General features: G+C 66.2%; 21 protein-coding genes. 7 read left to right on the plus strand and 14 right to left on the minus strand.

The genetic code is table 11. From position 1 onward, the window contains the following. The 3 genes from ABC271_RS00400 to ABC271_RS00410 form a co-directional block, all read right to left on the minus strand. Positions 1 to 607: response regulator transcription factor (locus ABC271_RS00400; protein WP_412923018.1), on the minus strand; the 607-nt coding region annotated here is incomplete at its 3' end. Between the two features lie 170 nt (positions 608 to 777). Then, entirely contained in the window at positions 778 to 1,089 is a 312-nt protein-coding gene (locus ABC271_RS00405; RefSeq protein ID WP_412923019.1) for a hypothetical protein, read from the minus strand. 81 nt (positions 1,090 to 1,170) lie between these two features. Then, entirely contained in the window at positions 1,171 to 1,527 is a 357-nt protein-coding gene (locus ABC271_RS00410) for a DUF7882 family protein (RefSeq protein WP_108320225.1), read from the minus strand. Between the two features lie 235 nt (positions 1,528 to 1,762). On the opposite strand from ABC271_RS00410, the gene ABC271_RS00415 reads away from it, so the two are divergent. After that, the gene (locus tag ABC271_RS00415) at positions 1,763 to 2,047 is read left to right on the plus strand and encodes a DUF7882 family protein (protein ID WP_237488856.1); all 285 of its coding nucleotides are present in this window, start codon (positions 1,763 to 1,765) and stop codon (positions 2,045 to 2,047) included. Positions 2,048 to 2,128: 81 nt separating this feature from the next. Further along, entirely contained in the window at positions 2,129 to 2,299 is a 171-nt protein-coding gene (locus tag ABC271_RS00420; RefSeq protein ID WP_160897575.1) for a hypothetical protein, read from the plus strand. Between the two features lie 189 nt (positions 2,300 to 2,488). Here ABC271_RS00420 and ABC271_RS00425 read toward each other — a convergent pair whose 3' ends face one another. From ABC271_RS00425 to ABC271_RS00435, 4 genes are read right to left on the minus strand one after another with little or no spacing between them, the layout of a single operon-like run. Further along, a complete protein-coding gene (locus tag ABC271_RS00425; protein WP_070434716.1) occupies positions 2,489 to 3,298 on the minus strand; it encodes an AAA family ATPase in 810 nt (269 codons plus the stop codon). Beyond that, positions 3,295 to 4,332, minus strand: coding sequence for a Mu transposase C-terminal domain-containing protein (locus tag ABC271_RS00430; protein WP_459564426.1), 1,038 nt, complete (start codon positions 4,330 to 4,332; stop codon positions 3,295 to 3,297). The genes ABC271_RS00425 and ABC271_RS00430 overlap by 4 nt, the downstream gene beginning before the upstream one ends. After that, positions 4,329 to 4,682 (minus strand): hypothetical protein, encoded by a 354-nt coding sequence (locus ABC271_RS18750; RefSeq protein WP_459564417.1) that lies wholly within the window; start codon positions 4,680 to 4,682, stop codon positions 4,329 to 4,331. Before ABC271_RS18750 ends, ABC271_RS00430 begins: the two co-directional genes overlap by 4 nt. A 7-nt stretch (positions 4,683 to 4,689) precedes the next feature. Beyond that, positions 4,690 to 5,286, minus strand: a complete 597-nt coding sequence (locus ABC271_RS00435) for a recombinase family protein (protein ID WP_070434801.1) — start codon at positions 5,284 to 5,286, stop codon at positions 4,690 to 4,692. Between the two features lie 147 nt (positions 5,287 to 5,433). On the opposite strand from ABC271_RS00435, the gene ABC271_RS00440 reads away from it, so the two are divergent. After that, on the plus strand, positions 5,434 to 5,853 hold the full coding sequence (locus ABC271_RS00440) for a hypothetical protein (protein ID WP_183420941.1): 420 nt from the start codon (positions 5,434 to 5,436) through the stop codon (positions 5,851 to 5,853). An 11-nt stretch (positions 5,854 to 5,864) separates the two neighbouring features. Here ABC271_RS00440 and merB read toward each other — a convergent pair whose 3' ends face one another. Then, positions 5,865 to 6,521, minus strand: a complete 657-nt coding sequence (merB, locus tag ABC271_RS00445) for an organomercurial lyase MerB (RefSeq protein ID WP_128219031.1) — start codon at positions 6,519 to 6,521, stop codon at positions 5,865 to 5,867. Between the two features lie 44 nt (positions 6,522 to 6,565). Then, on the minus strand, positions 6,566 to 7,990 hold the full coding sequence (gene merA / locus ABC271_RS00450) for a mercury(II) reductase (RefSeq protein ID WP_128219030.1): 1,425 nt from the start codon (positions 7,988 to 7,990) through the stop codon (positions 6,566 to 6,568). Between the two features lie 101 nt (positions 7,991 to 8,091). On the opposite strand from merA, the gene ABC271_RS00455 reads away from it, so the two are divergent. The 4 genes from ABC271_RS00455 to ABC271_RS00470 all read left to right on the plus strand — a co-directional run bounded on the left by ABC271_RS00455 (position 8,092) and on the right by ABC271_RS00470 (position 10,189). Beyond that, a complete protein-coding gene (locus tag ABC271_RS00455; RefSeq protein WP_108320786.1) occupies positions 8,092 to 8,481 on the plus strand; it encodes a heavy metal-responsive transcriptional regulator in 390 nt (129 codons plus the stop codon). 93 nt (positions 8,482 to 8,574) lie between these two features. After that, positions 8,575 to 9,057 (plus strand): ArsR/SmtB family transcription factor, encoded by a 483-nt coding sequence (locus tag ABC271_RS00460; protein ID WP_319801395.1) that lies wholly within the window; start codon positions 8,575 to 8,577, stop codon positions 9,055 to 9,057. Between the two features lie 11 nt (positions 9,058 to 9,068). Next, the gene (locus ABC271_RS00465) at positions 9,069 to 9,665 is read left to right on the plus strand and encodes a cadmium resistance transporter (protein WP_412923020.1); all 597 of its coding nucleotides are present in this window, start codon (positions 9,069 to 9,071) and stop codon (positions 9,663 to 9,665) included. Continuing rightward, positions 9,662 to 10,189 carry a signal peptidase II gene (locus ABC271_RS00470; protein ID WP_164878281.1) on the plus strand — a complete coding sequence of 176 codons (528 nt, stop codon included), beginning with the start codon at positions 9,662 to 9,664 and terminating at the stop codon, positions 10,187 to 10,189. The genes ABC271_RS00465 and ABC271_RS00470 overlap by 4 nt, the downstream gene beginning before the upstream one ends. An 81-nt stretch (positions 10,190 to 10,270) precedes the next feature. Here ABC271_RS00470 and ABC271_RS00475 read toward each other — a convergent pair whose 3' ends face one another. From ABC271_RS00475 to ABC271_RS00495, 5 genes are all read right to left on the minus strand, one after another. Then, complete coding sequence (locus ABC271_RS00475) at positions 10,271 to 11,143, minus strand: F510_1955 family glycosylhydrolase (RefSeq protein WP_239277143.1); 873 nt, start codon at positions 11,141 to 11,143, stop codon at positions 10,271 to 10,273. Between the two features lie 64 nt (positions 11,144 to 11,207). Further along, positions 11,208 to 11,813, minus strand: a complete 606-nt coding sequence (locus tag ABC271_RS00480; protein ID WP_108320503.1) for a DUF305 domain-containing protein — start codon at positions 11,811 to 11,813, stop codon at positions 11,208 to 11,210. An 89-nt stretch (positions 11,814 to 11,902) separates the two neighbouring features. Beyond that, the gene (locus tag ABC271_RS00485; RefSeq protein WP_108320502.1) at positions 11,903 to 12,355 is read right to left on the minus strand and encodes a DUF6153 family protein; all 453 of its coding nucleotides are present in this window, start codon (positions 12,353 to 12,355) and stop codon (positions 11,903 to 11,905) included. A gap of 108 nt (positions 12,356 to 12,463) precedes the next feature. After that, on the minus strand, positions 12,464 to 12,868 hold the full coding sequence (locus ABC271_RS00490; RefSeq protein ID WP_108320501.1) for a four-helix bundle copper-binding protein: 405 nt from the start codon (positions 12,866 to 12,868) through the stop codon (positions 12,464 to 12,466). 93 nt (positions 12,869 to 12,961) lie between these two features. Beyond that, a complete protein-coding gene (locus ABC271_RS00495) occupies positions 12,962 to 15,112 on the minus strand; it encodes a heavy metal translocating P-type ATPase (RefSeq protein WP_412923021.1) in 2,151 nt (716 codons plus the stop codon). Positions 15,113 to 15,130 lie beyond the last annotated feature (18 nt).

The raw sequence follows: 15,130 nt of genomic DNA on the forward strand, positions 1-15,130 counted from the left end.
GCAGGTGATGGATGTAGAGCTCGACGACGTTGGAGCTTCCGCCGAATTCGTAGTTCCAGACGCGGTCGAGGATCTGCGCCTTCGACACCACGCGGCGTTGGTTGCGCATGAGGAAGCGCAGCAGCTCGAACTCCGTCGCCGTCAGCTGGATCTCGCGGTCGCCGCGCACGACTTCGTGGCTGTCCTCGTTCAGCGAGAGGTCGCCGACGCGCAGGATGGGCTCGGAGTCGCGGGTGAGGGCGGTGCCCGCGCGTCGCATGAGCCCGCGGAGGCGTGCGACGACCTCCTCGAGGCTGAAGGGCTTGGTGACGTAGTCGTCGCCGCCGGCGGTGAGGCCGGCGACACGGTCGGCCACGGAGTCCTTCGCGGTGAGGAAGAGCACGGGGACGTCGTTGCCCGAGTGCCGCAGTCGCTGCAGGACCGCCATGCCGTCGAGGTCGGGCATCATGACGTCGAGCACGAGGGCGTCAGGTTCGAAGTCGCGGGCGGCCTGCAGGGCGTTGAAGCCGGAGCCGGCGGTGCGCACTTCCCAGCCCTCCATGCGCAGTGCCATCGACAGCAGGTCGGTGAGCATCTGCTCGTCGTCGATGACGAGCACGCGCGTCATTTCGCAACCACGACGGTGCCGGGGCTTTCTGCCAGATACGTCACAGACGAAGCATATGAGTGTCGGGCGGTCGTAATGCTGGCTTCAAGCGGCGCGAGGTCTGCACTGCTACCGCTTTGCGCCCCGGATTATTCGAAGCGGAACCGATCGGTTACGTGCCGTCGTGACGGTCAGATGATGTCGTAAGGCGACTCCTCATCGTCGAACACCTGCCCAGAATGGTTGCGCCACCCGTCGCCGCCGCCGTCGGCGAGGCCGCTATCAAGGCGCACTGTGGAGGAATCGATGGTGATCGAACTTGCCGCCGCCGACACGAAGATGCTGAGACGTTCGCCCCCGTCCAGCGTGACCGTGATGAAGCCACCGCCGGCGCGCGTGGCGCCGAGAACCTGAGCCTCGATATCCCCGACGCTCTCCAACGGCGCGAGAGCATGGGTGGCACCATTCACGGTCAGCTGAACCCGTTCGATGCTCTGAGTCATGCGGTACAACGTAGATGTCGCTAGGTCTCACCGGCATCGGGGTTGCACCATCGGAAAGCGCGTTGCACACTGCGACTGTTGTCACGCCTCTACCGGGTGATTCCGTCGGTCGGCGTCGCGCGCGAGTTGGTCCGGAGTGCGCCCGGCCGGCTCATCAAGCACGTGAAGTCCCTGTGGCGAGTTGGCGGCGTCGGTCAGCATCCGCAGCCAGGACGGGTTGAGCTGCGGTGTGTGGCCACCCTCGTATCTAAACGCCAGCTTGACTCCGGGGTACAGGTAGACGCTTGTCCGGCCACCGCCGAGGCTGATGTCGATCTTCCATGTGAAGGTGAACCGCTCCCCGCGGCGGATCTTCGCCACGATGACCGCCTGCAGGTGAGCGAGCTCCCGGTCATCGAAGTCGGCACTGACACTCGAGTCGTACGTGAATCTCCCCATCGGAAACCTCCAACATCGGGACCCCCGGCGCGACCATCATGGCGAGAGGTCCCACACGCCGGAGGAACGACGTCCGTGTCAGCGTCTCAGACGACACGTTCACCCCTGGACCCTTGCGAAAACCTTCCCGGGCTGTTGTGCAAATGTGAGCAACATCGCGGGTGCGATAATTCGGAGCGGCCGGGCGATTTCGCGATGGCCCAGCCTCGAACGAGATGAAGGACACGCTCGCCCCGTGGGACGACTGATCTACACGCAAGACTCCAGCTACGACATCGACGACCGTATCCTCGCGCACCTCCGCGTCGTCATGATGAACAAGCTCCGCCGCCGTGAAGGCTTCATGCTCCAGATGCCCACCACCGGCGGCGGCCGCTCCTCCATCTGGATCAGCCCCACACGGGCCCTGCTCATGCAGTTCTACGGCGGCCGCGCACCGCAGCTCGACCGTGAGTTGATCGACAAGATGATGCACGACGCGAGTAGCGCCGACGGGCTCACCCTCTCGAACCGTCTGTAACGGCATCGCCACAGGTGATGTGGCGGGTGAATCTCGGACCGATCCGTTCTGTCTCCCCGGCGTCCGCGTTAGCGTGACGCCGTGACGAAGCCCCACCGCATCAGCCATCCTGCGGCAGCCCGCCTCGCCGGCGTCCCCCTCGAAAGCCTCGACGCATGGGCAGCCGTCGACCGGCAAGGACGCTACGACACCGCCGAGTTCAAACTCTGGACCGAAATACACGTGGCCGTCCGCTCAATCGATGGGCGCTAAGCCGGCGCCATCCCCGCGTCGAAATAGGAGACGGGTCCGAATGCACCCTCTCGATGATCTGTTGCGCCTTGTAGGTTTCCTCATTGGTGCGATTCCGATCGGTTTTGCACGCTCGGAAGGCCTGTCGACCAGGTGGCTGTGAATGTTGACGCTCTTTGGCGGTGTTCTTGCGTTGTTGTTTGGCGGTGGCTATCCGATGACGAGGACGCTGGCGGCGGCTTCGACGACGTCGTCGGTGATGGTCTCGAGTTCGTTGATCTTGAGCACTCGTGCGATTTGGGGGAAGAGGCGTTCGAGGAGGCGGAAGTTGCCGCGAGTGATGCGTTCGATCGCGGCGATGGCTTGCGCGTCGGTGAAGTCGTCGGGGTCGAGGGTGCGGCCCAGTCGCTTCCAGCGACGTTCGAGGACGAAGAGGAGTTCGTCGCGGCCGAGGTTGCGGTAGCGGTGGGAGAACCCGAGGCGGCTGTAGAGCTGGGGGTAGTGCCGGAATCGTTGGTCGATGCCGGGCATGCCGATCAGGATGATCGCGGTGTGCTCACGGTCGTGCCGGTCTCGGAGGACTTCCAGGGCCGTGGGCGTGAGGCGTTCGGCCTCGTCGATGATGAGCAGCTCGACCCGCTTGCCCATGTTGTAGCGGCCGTGAGTCCCCGTAACTTTGCCGGTGGCGCGCAGGTGCTCATCGATGCAGATGCCCAGCCTGGTCTGCAGGTGGTCGATCTCATGGACGAGCTGCGCCGGCTTGGGGAGGACCGGTGGCGTGTAGAACAGGGTCCGGGATCGGTTCGCGGTGGCGTAATGCTCTGTGTCGGTCTCGCTCCGCGGTCCCCACTCGGTGATGAAGGGTTCCAGGGTGTCCCAGTGGGCGTATCGGCGGCCGGATTGCGTCTTGCCGACGCCGGCATCGCCGTGGCAGATGCCGATCGTGCGTTCCTTGCGGACGGCGTTGGCGAATTCGATGAAGCGGCGGTGTTCTTTCGTGACGATGAAGTCGCGGCTCATGGCTCGTCCTCTTCGTAGGTGCGTAGTCTCACCTGGCGTGGTGTCCGCGGCTCGGTTCGCGGCTCGTCACGGACGGCTGTCTGGGGGATGCGTTCGTTGATCTGTTGACGCAGCCGCCGACGGCGGGCGCGTCGGGCGGTCTCGATGTCGCGCAGGGAGAGTCGCTGGTTGGGGTGTGCTTCGTCGATCGCGATGCAGATGTGCGTGTCGTGGTCGTAGACGCGGATCTCGGACACGTCGCGCGGGTCGTACCTGATTGTCACGCTGCGTCCGACGAACGGCGCGAGTGTGGGTGAGAGGTACCGCTGGCCTTGGAAGTGGATGCCATCGCGTTGGACGACGCGGTTCTTCGGCAGGGTCAGCAGCAGCCCGTCGAGCTGGTCGAGGCTGTCGGGCATCCGCGGCAACCAGCCGTCACCGATCCAGGCCTCCTTCGGGCTGGCGCCGATCTCGCTGTGGGGGCGCTCGTTGTACTCGGTGACGAACCGGCCGATGGCCTGATCGAGGTCCGCGAGGCTGAGCTGCGGCTTCGGGGCTCGTGCCCGAGGGGTGAGGTGGCCGGGGAGGGTCGTGAGAAGTTCGGTGTTCACGGTGCCGAAGAATCGCTCGATCTTCCCGCGACCTTGCGGCCGGCCGACTGTCGAGTAGATCAGCCGGATCTTCAACGCCACCGCCGTGTACTCCAGATGCCTGCTGGTGAAGTCGCTGCCGTGGTCGACGTGGAGCACGTCGGGGAGACCGCACATCGCCCAAGCCGGGTTGGTCTTGCGCCAGATCGCCTGCCGCAATGCGAGCGCCGTGTTGATCGCCGAGGGCGCCCCTGTGAACACGGTGTACCCGCAGATCGCGCGCGAGTAGTCGTCGATCACGACCGTTAGCCAGGGGCGTTCCGGCTTCCCATCGGCGCCGACGATGAGGATGTCGAGTTCGGTGTGATCGGCCTGCCAGATCGCATTCGGTCGCTCGGCTCGGCGGCGGAACACTAGCTCGTGTCGGTCCCGGTACGCGGCTGGGCCGTCCAGCGCGAGGGTCACGAGTGCCGGGTCAAGGCGGTGCAGGAAGGCCGGACCGTCGAATAGCTTGGACGGGCGCACCCGATGCGGTCGGCCTCGGCCATGGCGAGCCGGTGCAAGGCCGCCATCCCGGGACGCGGTTTGGTGAGTCCGAGCTGCTCAACGAACGCGACCAGGTCTGGGTCGGTGCGCCGGGTCCCCGCGTCCGCTCGCGCGCTCGGTTTCAGCCCGTCGATCCCCGCCACCGCGTAGTCATGGTTCCAGCGTTGAAGGGTGCGCAGACCGATTCCGGTCTCCCTGACCAGCGTGGCCAGGGGAATGTCATCCTCGACATGGAGACGCAGGATCCGCCACCGGGCCAGCGCGTCCATGGCACATCTAGTCGCCGACCGCTGCCGGGGTGCCGGTGGCGTGCTGATGACGGTAGAGCGTCGCTCTGGACCATCCGACCAGTCGGGCTGCGTCTTCGGCGGTGCGTCCCTTCGCGCGCGCGTCTCGCACGATCGCAAGCTTCTCCTTCACGACGCCCGGATCCACGGGTGGCCGGCCGAAGCGCGTGCCAGCCTGCTTCGCCGCGGCGATGCCGGCGTTGACTCGCTCGGTGATCAGTTCACGCTCGTACTCCGCCAGCGTCGCGAGCATGCCCAGCATCATCCGCCCGGACGAGGTCTCGGGGTCGATGCCATCCGAAATCGATCGAACCTTCACGTCCTTCTCGCGCAGCAGGTTCACCGTGTTCAGCACGTCGATGAGGGAGCGCCCGAGTCGGTCGATGCGCCAGACGACCACCGTGTCGCCGGGCTCAGCGTACTCCAGAAGTCTCTTCATCCCTGGCCGCTGCACCGCGGCACGGCTGCCCGAGGTCACGTCTGAGAAGACGTCCCTCGCCTCAACACCCGTCGCGCCCAGGGCGTCGAGTTGCAGGCGCGCGTCCTGACTGACGGTGCTCACGCGCGTGTACCCGAGAAGCCTCACCCGATCAGCATGCCTCACAAACTCCTGTCGCGCGACCCCGTGAGGCAGAGCGCGATGAGGCAACTTTTCGAGACGTTCTCAACGCCCGAAATTGTGCGACGACGGCACCCTTTGACGCATCGCTCATCATGTCTCATTTAGCTATAGATGAACGAGGCGTTCGGAGAGCGCAACCAACACGTCGTTTCGGGATCCGGCACCTGCGCGAACGCTGAGGTTCAGCAGAAGGTGTCAGCTTCTGGGGCTCCGATCATCCTGCGCGTCGGCGTTGCCCTCAGTGTTTTGGGTGGGCGGGCAGCAGTCGGGGTCGTTCGTGTGGTGGCGTCGCCGGTTGCGTATCACAGCGATGGTGCTCGCCAGGGCCGCGAGGATCAGGAGCCCGACTCCGCCTGCTATCGCCCACGGGTTGTGCAGGAGGGCACCGATTCCTGTGATCGCGCCGCCCGCGGCAAGCAGCGGGCCCAGGGCGCAGCAGGCGACCACGAGGAAGGCCGCGCCCAGCGCCATGAGCAGACCACCCCCGGTTCGGTTGTCATCGTGAGGCGACATCGCCATCTTCGTCCGTGAGGTGGGCTGGTTCAGCAGCACGCGTCCGGCCCGCGGTAGCTGCCGTCTCCTGTGCCGCTGACTGGACGTGCAAGCGTTTCGGGGAGGAGGTTGCGGCCAAGCCCGAAGGCTTCGGCGACGGACAGTACCCGGCCTTCCGGGTGCTCTGCAAGCCAGCCGCCTGCGTCTTCCGGAGAGGTGAAGTAGTGGACCTGGTTGCAGAACGAGGAGCGGATCGACGGCAGATTCCCGGGGTCGACCAGGGAGACGACTGCGGTGATTGGTTCCACGCTGGTGACACCGGCGGTCGGATCGACCGTGACCCGGATCGTGTCGCCGCTGGCCGGGGAGACCGACTCGATCCGCGCGGGACGGCCGATAAGGGTGGGGAAGATCAGAGTGTCAAGGGCGCACCAGGTGTAGAGCTCCCCACCGGCGACGGTGAACCGGTGCCGGGTGGGGCGCAGGGTGAGGCCTTGGCCGATGATCCGGCCCTGGTCGTCGTACTCGGTGTCCGGCATCGCGGCCAGGCGGGCGCGGACCTCGTCGGCAGTGAGAGCGGCGGCGGCCGCGAGGTCGTCGATACTAACCGGGTCACCATCCGCAAGCAGCCGGAGCAACGGGACCAGCAGGGTTGTCTCGGCGGATCCGGCGAGACGGTCGATCAGGTCGGTAGCAAGGTTCGTCATCGTAATTGATCCAGTTCTGATGGGGTGCGTGCGTCGGTGCACTGTCAGGCGCAGCAGGACAGTTTCGAGACGTCGGTGGTGAACGCTTTCGCGACGATACGGATGCCCTCGGCCATGGTCAGATACGGGGCCCACGCGTCGGCGACCTCGGTGATGGTCTTGCCGAGGATGTAGACGCCGGCGGCGGCGAGCTCGCCCGCGTCCTGAGCGACCGCGGTGAGGCCGAGGATTTCACCAGTGTCGGCGTTGGCAACCATCTTGATGAACCCGCGGGTGTCCCGGTTCACCACCGCACGAGGCACATAGTGCAGAGGCAGGACCCGACAGTCGCAGCGGATCCCGGCCGCGATGACCTCTTTCTCGGTCATCCCGACCGCGCCGATCGCGGGACTGGTGAACGTCACCCGCGGCATCCGCGTGTAGTCGACCGCTGCGTCCGCTCCGTTGAAGGCGTTCTCGGCGACCAGCGTGCCGTGGCGTGCCGCGACGTAGACGAACTCGGGGTGCCCGGTGACATCCCCGGCTGCCCAGACCCGAGGGTTGGAGGTTCGCAGTTCGTCGGTGACGACGACCTGTCCGGCGTCGCCGGTCTTCACCCCGACGACGTCGAGGTTGAGTCCTGCCGTGACCGGGCGGCGTCCGAGCGCGACGAGGATCTCGTCCGCACGGAACTCCTGCTCACCGCCGGAGACCTCCGCCGTGACAACGACCTGACCGGTGGCGGTGTCTCGGACGACCCGGGGCGGAACAGCACGGCGGACCACCCGGATGCACTCGTCGGCGAAGACCTCCTGCAGAGCCTTGGAAACCTCGGGCTCCTCCTTCGACGCGAGCCGGGAACGCACCAGCATGGTCACCGTCGAACCCAGCCGGGCAAACAGCTGAGCCAACTCCAGCGCCACGGAGCCACCACCCAGCACCACCAACGAGTCGGGCACCTCGGTCAGCTCCATCGCCGACGTCGACGTCAGGTAGCCAACGTCGTCGAGCCCCTCGACGGGCGGGGCCCAGGGGGCGGAGCCCGTGGCGATCAGGTAATGCGCGGTCTCGATGGTCTCAACGGTGCCGTCGGCAGCGGTGACCTCCAACACAGGCGCATCCGGAGTGCCAGCGAAGGCTGCGTCGCCCTGCCGGACCGGCCAGCCGTACGCCTCGGCCACGTCGAAGTACTTCTCCCCCCGCATGGCCTCGGCCAGCTCCTGCTTGCCACGCACCAGACCGGGCATGTCCACCGGGCCCGCGGTAGCGGCAATCCCTGGGAATCGGGCGCCGGCGTCCGCCGCCACATGGCGGGCCTCACCGGCAGCGATCAGCGCCTTGGACGGCACACACCCGGTGTTCACGCACGTGCCACCGAACGTGCCGCGCTCCACCATCACCACCGACTTGCCCAGCATGGTGGCGCGGATCGCAGCGGCGAACGCCGCACCACCCGATCCGATCACGGCCAGATCAAACCTCGACTGCATTCCGATCCCTCCCGGACCTATCGCGAACATTCGCTGCTACAGTCATCATCAACCTTCCTGTGCGGTGGAAGGTCAAGTCCTCTGACGAAGGAGCGTCTATAATGCGGATCGGTGAACTCGCTGAGGCGGCCGAGACGACCGCAAAGACGCTGCGGTTCTACGAAGACCAGGGACTCCTACCCGCGACCGAGCGCACACCCAGCGGCTACCGCGACTACACGACTGCGGCGCTTGCCCGTATCAACTTCATCCACCGCGGTCAAGCAGCCGGACTCACCCTGGCCCAAATCCGGCAGATCCTCGACATCCGCGACCACGGCCAAGCCCCCTGCAACCATGTTCGCGACCTGCTCGACACACGCCTCGCTGACATCGACCAGCAACTCGCACAGCTCCACGACCTCCGCGACACCCTCGCCGCGCTACGCGACCAGGCAGACCACGTCGAGCCCGACACCTGCAGCACCGACCAGGTCTGCCGCTACCTATAGCAGCGCCCCGATCGAGAGGTCTGAGAACTATGAGTCGTCTCCGGTGATCCCCGGGCGGAGAGGACGGACTCGAGACCATCACCGCGACATCGGATGACCGCCGCCAAACAGCACTGCAAGAACACCGCCAAAGAGCGTCATCAGTCACAACATTCCGGCACCTCGTCGATTGCCCCGTGGGTGGTGCGAAACCGATCGGTTTCGCACCACTTATTAATCGGCAGTTACCGATATGATCGTCACATGCCGATGACACAAGAGCTCGCAGCTGCTGTATCTCTGTTCCACTCTCTTGCCGATCACAGTCGCCTGACGATCCTGCGTCGGCTGTCCGTTGGTGAAGCGCGGGTGAGGGACCTCACCGACGAACTCGGCTTGGCGCAGTCAACCGTGTCAGAGCACGTTGGATGCCTCCGCGAATGCGGACTCGTTGTTGCCCGCAGTGAGGGCCGACAGAACTTTTACTCTGTCTCCACTCCCGAGGTGATCGATGTTCTCGAAGCGGCCGAGCGACTCCTCGCCGCGACGGGTTTCAAGGTCGATCTGTGCAAGACGTACGGGAGCGACGCCCGATGATCGGAACCATCGTGGCCGCCATCGGCCTGTTCGCGGCGACGAACATCGACGACATCGTCGTCCTCACCGTTCTGTTTCTCGCGTCCGCACGCGGAGCCCTCCCGGGATGGAAGGTCGTGGCCGGACAGTACCTCGGCTTCATCGCTCTGGTCGCAATCAGCAGCCTCGCCGCCGCAGGCCTCACCATCGTTCCGGATGAATGGGTCGGGCTGCTGGGCCTGGTCCCACTTGCGATCGGTGTGTACGGGCTGATTCGTACGCTCCGACATCGCGGCGACGATGACGACGACGACGAAAGCTCCATCAGCGCCGGGGGCCTGCTCGGAGTTGCCGGCATTACCATCGCGAACGGTGCCGACAACATCTCGCTGTACACACCTGTCTTCCGCACCAACCCGGTTCCGGACACCATCGTTACCATCATCGTGTTCTTGGTACTCGTTGCCGTGTGGTGTCTTATCGCCCGCTTCGTGGGTACCAGCAAGGCTGTCACAGAGGCTCTTGAGAAGATCGAGCACTGGCTCGTGCCGGCCGTGTTCATCGGGTTGGGTCTGTACATCCTGGTCGAGTCCGGCGTGATCGTTCGTCTCATCGAAGTCCTGTCGTGAGCAGGTTCACACGCCTCCTCGCTGCCGCTGCTGCCGTAGTTGCCGCCTTCACGGTCGACCAACTCACCAAAGCGTGGGCCCTGTCCTACCTCGACGGAGGCCGTGATATCGACCTTGGGCTGGGCGTATCCCTGCGCCTCGTGTTCAACCCTGGGGTCGCATTCGGTCTCGGCGGCGATGTGGGAGCGCCGCTTGTCGTCGGCGTTATGGTCCTTGTCGCCGCGCTGCTCACGTGGATCGTCATCCGAGTGCTGCGGAGGCAGAGCATGGGCGCTACTGCGCTGCTGGCTGCCGCCCTCGGCGGCGCGATCGGCAACCTGTGGGACCGCACCACACGCGCTGAAACCGGACCGCTCAGCGGAGAGGTGGTCGACTTCATCGCTGTCGACTGGTTCGCCATCTTCAACGTGGCTGACATCTTCACAACGCTCGGCCTGCTCGGGTGGGCAGCCTTGTATCTGCTCCGTCGAGACCACGCTCCCATCAGCGGGAGCACCGGTGACGGTTCCCAGCACCGCGGCTGATCTGGGAACGAGGAGGGCCCGCACGGGTATTCGTGCGGGCCCTTCGCGGGTGGCGGAGGGCGGTGCCCGCCGCGATGCGCGTTACTGCTGGTAGGGGATGAGGCTCAGGCCGCTGTCATCGACGACGAGGATGTCGCCGTTGTTGGTGATGGTGACGGCTTGGGCGGTGCCGTGGATCGTTCCGACTTCGAACCAGTTCTGCGCTCCCGCGGTTGTGGCCCAGATCCGTCCCTGGGTGCCGATACCGACCACGCGGTTGTGGTCCGGGGAGGCGCTGAGCCCGGCAAGAAGGGGAGCATCCGGCCACGCCTGAAATGTGGCAGCCCGGTCGGTGCTGACCAGCAGACCATCCGCGGTGGAGGCCATCACTCGCCCTGCTGCGTCAACGGCGAGCGACATGGCGTAGACGGGTGCCCCGGTGGGCTGCCAGGAGACACCGCCGTCTGTGCTGGTGAGCATTTCATTGGCGTCGGTGGCGACGCCGTAGAGCGTTCCGCGGGGGTCCGCGGCGAGGGCGTGAAAGTCTTTCTCGCCTGTGAATGCGGTGGGTTGCCAGCTCTGCCCGTTGTCGGAGCTTCGGATGATGCCCAGGTTGGGGGCTCCCAGCTCGGGCGGGGTGGTCCGACCGGGGTGGCCAGATGCCACGAGTGTGTCGTCAAGGACGGTCAGGCCCATCGCGTCGAAGTCCGTCTTCGCCAGGCGGGCGCCCAGCTCACCGTCACGGGTGACGGTGAAGATGCCCTCGTGGGTTCCGATAAGGAACCCATCGGTGGCGGGGTCATCAACGATGCCGTGCACGTGTGTGAGCGGCTGCTCAGGGTGGTCGTCACCGGTGAGGGACGGTGAACCGGCGCAGCCTGCGAGAGCGAGCGCGACCATGGGGACGAGGGTGACCAAGGACAAGGCGCGGGTGCGGGAGCCCGGCGCGGTGAGGTTGGTGTGGTGGTGCTGCATTGGGGGTGCGTTTCGTCTGATCGGGTGGTGGGGCGCGGTGGTTTTCCGCGCCCCACCCGGGTGATCAGAGAGTTGCCAGAAGCTCCTCCATGGTCGCGATTTCGGACGTCTGCGATTCGACGATCTGGTTGGCCAGGGCGACGGCGTCGCTGTTCTGGCCGTTGCTGGCCTCTTCCTGGGCCATCTCGATCGCGCCGCGGTGGTGTTCGATCATCTGCTGAAGGAACAGTCGGGCGGCGTCCGTGCCGGTGGCCTGCTCGAGGGCCTGCATGTCGTCCTCGCTCATCATGCCGCCGCCGCTGTGGTCCATGCCGCCCATGTCGGAGGAGGTGGCTCCCCAGTCCTCGAGCCACCCTTCCATGGTCGCAATTTCAGGCTCTTGAGCGGCCTTGATCTGCTCCGCCAGGGCGGTGACGCGCTCGTCGATGCCGTCTTTCGACAGGAGCGTGTCGGACATCTCGATCGCTTGAGTGTGGTGCTCGATCATCATGCTGGCGAACATGACGTCCGCCTCGTTGGCGTCCGCGGACTGCGCGGGGCTAGCACTGCTGCTGCTGCCGTGGTCCATTCCGGGCATGCTGCCGCCCGAGGTGGTCCCGCCGGAGCATCCGGCGAGAGTGAGCAGGGCGGCGAGAGTGAACGCGGCGGTCGCCGCGGCGCGGGTCTTCATGGTGGTTGTCTCCATCGGTCGGTGATGAGGCACGACGGTTGTCGTGCGGGAAGATGCGTTGCCCGCGCGGAAGGCGGGCGTACGCGTCATCACGTGCGACTGATGCAGAGAACCGTGAGGGAAGGTGGCGGGACAATCTGTGCGGGCGCGGGCCACCGGGCCTGTACCGCGCGGAGTACGTCGTCTCGGACGGTAATGCGCCACCCGATACGGTGACGTGCGAGCACGAGCACGCTGACAAGCAGCGCCAACACGCACGCCATCCAGGCCATGGCGTGATCGTCGCCACAGTCGCCGCAGCCGTCGTCGTGGGCGGCGGTCGTGTTCAGCTGGGCGGAGAGGGGCGACGCATCGTGATGGGTCGATACCTCTCCCGCGACAGCCACCGTGTCGCCATGTCCGGAGGCGGTGGTGTGGGTGTTGAGGGAGTGCATTGCCAGGAGCCCCACGATGACGGCGCCGGTTACAGCGATCACCATCAGCAGGGTGCGGGTGAATGCACGCTGGCCACGCACATGCTGCGCGAGGGTAATCAGCGACATCTTCACCTCCTGGTCGGTTTCTAGGCTAACTTTCGCCGGCGAGGGCGGGTGGGCCGCTTGACGGCCAACGCGCGCTTTGCCCGCGAGTGGGTGACGGGAACTGGTGGGTTACAACGCCGCGAGGAGGTCGTTGCACGCCTGCTCGCAGCGGCGGCATGCCTCTGCGCAGACCCGGCAGTGCTCGTGCATGTCGGCGTGCTGCTCGCATTCCTGCGCGCACGCGGCGCACGCGGTGCGGCATGCCTCCACAACAGCGCGAACCACCTCGACGTCCACCGTCGTCTGTCGAGAAAGCACCGCACCGGTCGCGGTGCAGATGTCGGCGCAGTTGGCGTTTTTGGTGATGCACGTCACCAGCTCGGCCACCATGTCTTCTGACAGGCACGCGTCGGCACACGCGGTGCAGGTCTGCGCGCATTCGATGCAGGCCTCAATGCAGCGGGCGAGTACGTCCGCGGCCTCAATGGACGCGGCCTTGGGGTGAGTAGTGAGCATCTGATCGATAGCAGTCATGTTCGCTGGTCCTTTCCCGGGGACCGTCCCCGGCGCCTGCCACGATACGAGCGGGCGACGGGGACGATTCGGGGGGTTGCGGGCGCGGGGAAACTACTTCGCGGCGACGGCTTGCGGGCTGAGGTCGAGCCGACGCAGGAGTTGCGCGTTGAGCGCGACGACGATCGTGGACAGCGACATCAGGATCGCTCCGACGGACATGGGGAGGACGAACCCGATAGGGGCGAGCACTCCGGCGGCGAGGGGGACGGAGATGAGGTTGTATCCGGCGGCCCACCACAGGTTCTGCTTCATCTTCCGGTAGCTGGCCCGCGACAGGTCGATCACGGACAGCACGGAGCGGGGGTCGTCGCTGGCGAGGATGACCCCGGCGGACGCGATGGCGACGTCGGTGCCCGCGCCGATGGCGATACCGACATCGGCTTGCGCGAGGGCGGGTGCGTCGTTCACCCCGTCACCAACCATGGCGACCTTGCGGGATTCGTTCTGAAGCTGCTTGACCTTGGATGCCTTGTCTTCGGGGCGGACCCCGGCGAAGAAGCGGTCGATGCCGAGGTCGGCGGCGACGGATGCGGCAACCGCTTCGGCGTCTCCGGTGATCATGACCACCTGCACGCCCCGCTGGTGCAGCGCGTCGACCGCAGCGCGCGATTCAGGGCGGATCTCATCCGCCAGGCGCAGCGCTCCTGCCATCTGCCCGTCGATGAGAACGTGGAGGATGATCGCACCCTCCTTGCGCCACTCGTTCGCGATCGACCGCTCAGCGGCCTTCTCCTGCTCGAGCATGTAGGGGCCGCCGACCTGGACGGTGCGCCCGGTGACCTGCGCGCGGACACCGACGGCCGGTGACGATTCAAAGTCGTTGGAGGAGGGCACGGTGAGCTGCTTCTCTTTCGCGGCGTTCACGATCGCCCGAGCAAGGGGGTGTTCAGAGTCCGCCTCGGCGGCGGCGGCCAAAGCCAGCAGTTCGTCTGCATCGACCCCTTCGGCAGGGTCGATCGCGGTGACGGCCGGGGTTCCCTTGGTGAGGGTGCCGGTCTTGTCGAACAGCACCGTGTCGACGGTGCGCATGCTTTCCAGCGCGAGACGGTCCTTGATCAGAACACCGCCGCGCGCGGCACGCTCCGTGGCGATCGACACGACGAGCGGGATCGCCAGTCCCAAGGCGTGCGGGCAGGCGATGACCAGAACGGTGATGGTGCGGATGACCGCTTCGTCGGGGAATCCCACCAGGGACCACACCACAGCGGTGACCGCGGCCGCGCCGAGCGCGAACCAGAACAGCCACCCCGCAGCACGGTCCGCGAGCCGCTGCGCGCGAGAGGAGGAGTTTTGAGCCTCAGAGACGAGCTTTTGGATGCCCGCGAGGGCGGTGTCCTGCCCGACCGCGGTGATTTCTACGCGAACTCCGGAGTCGGTGGCGACCGTGCCGGCGACGACCTGATCGCCGTCGCCGCGGCGAACGGGGCGGGATTCTCCGGTGATCATCGACTCGTCCATGCTGGCCGAGCCCTGCACGATCCGCCCGTCCGCGGGAACCCGCCCACCGGGGCGGACCACAACCACGTCACCGACCTGCAGCTCAGCGGGGGCGACGGTGACGGTGGTGTCCCCGTCCACCTTCTCGGCCTCGTCGGGCAGGAGCGCGGCGAGGGAGTCGAGGGCGGAGGTGGTCTGGGCGAGGGATCGCATCTCGATCCAGTGCCCGAGAAGCATGATGACGACCAACAGCGCCAGCTCCCACCAGAAGTCCAACTCGTGGTGCAACAGCCCGAGGCTTGCCCCCCAGGACGCGAGGAACGCGACGGTGATCGCGAGGGCAATGAGAAGCATCATGCCGGGCTTGCGGGCGCGCAGCTCGCTGACGGCGCCGGTAAGGAACGGGGCGCCACCCCAGACATACATGACGGTCCCGAGAATCGGGGACACCCATCCCACCCACGCCGCGTCCGGCAGCGGGTAGCCGATCAGCATCGAGAACATGCTGGAGAAAGCCACGACCGGCACCGCGAGAACCAGCATGATCCAGAACAGCCGCCGGAACCGGGCGACGTGATCACCGTGACCGGCGTGACCGCCGTGGTCGGCGTGACCGTGCCCGGAGTGCCCCGCCGCAGGTGCCCGATCATCCGTGCCGTGCGGGTGGCCCATCGCTGCGTGGTCGTGTACTGCCGTTGCCGCCGGAGCGTTGTGGCCCTGGTGGTTCGTGCGGGCCGAGTGGTTGTGATGTTCGTGCTGGCTCATGGGAGCCTCCTTCGCTGG

Origin of the sequence: Microbacterium canaveralium (assembly GCF_047238045.1) — a bacterium.
Lineage (GTDB): Bacteria > Actinomycetota > Actinomycetes > Actinomycetales > Microbacteriaceae > Microbacterium.

Excerpts from the sequence above, each read along its gene's own strand:
- ABC271_RS00405 (WP_412923019.1), bottom strand. The coding sequence starts at position 1,089 with ATGACTCAGAGCATCGAACGGGTTCAGCTGACCGTGAATGGTGCCACC.
- ABC271_RS00410 (WP_108320225.1), bottom strand. The coding sequence starts at position 1,527 with ATGGGGAGATTCACGTACGACTCGAGTGTCAGTGCCGACTTCGATGAC.
- ABC271_RS00425 (WP_070434716.1), bottom strand. The coding sequence starts at position 3,298 with ATGAGCCGCGACTTCATCGTCACGAAAGAACACCGCCGCTTCATCGAA.
- ABC271_RS18750 (WP_459564417.1), bottom strand. The coding sequence starts at position 4,682 with ATGGACGCGCTGGCCCGGTGGCGGATCCTGCGTCTCCATGTCGAGGAT.
- ABC271_RS00440 (WP_183420941.1), top strand. The coding sequence starts at position 5,434 with ATGAACGAGGCGTTCGGAGAGCGCAACCAACACGTCGTTTCGGGATCC.
- merB (WP_128219031.1), bottom strand. The coding sequence starts at position 6,521 with ATGACGAACCTTGCTACCGACCTGATCGACCGTCTCGCCGGATCCGCC.
- merA (WP_128219030.1), bottom strand. The coding sequence starts at position 7,990 with ATGCAGTCGAGGTTTGATCTGGCCGTGATCGGATCGGGTGGTGCGGCG.
- ABC271_RS00455 (WP_108320786.1), top strand. The coding sequence starts at position 8,092 with ATGCGGATCGGTGAACTCGCTGAGGCGGCCGAGACGACCGCAAAGACG.
- ABC271_RS00460 (WP_319801395.1), top strand. The coding sequence starts at position 8,575 with ATGACCGCCGCCAAACAGCACTGCAAGAACACCGCCAAAGAGCGTCAT.
- ABC271_RS00475 (WP_239277143.1), bottom strand. The coding sequence starts at position 11,143 with ATGCAGCACCACCACACCAACCTCACCGCGCCGGGCTCCCGCACCCGC.
- ABC271_RS00480 (WP_108320503.1), bottom strand. The coding sequence starts at position 11,813 with ATGAAGACCCGCGCCGCGGCGACCGCCGCGTTCACTCTCGCCGCCCTG.
- ABC271_RS00485 (WP_108320502.1), bottom strand. The coding sequence starts at position 12,355 with ATGTCGCTGATTACCCTCGCGCAGCATGTGCGTGGCCAGCGTGCATTC.
- ABC271_RS00490 (WP_108320501.1), bottom strand. The coding sequence starts at position 12,868 with ATGACTGCTATCGATCAGATGCTCACTACTCACCCCAAGGCCGCGTCC.
- ABC271_RS00495 (WP_412923021.1), bottom strand. The coding sequence starts at position 15,112 with ATGAGCCAGCACGAACATCACAACCACTCGGCCCGCACGAACCACCAG.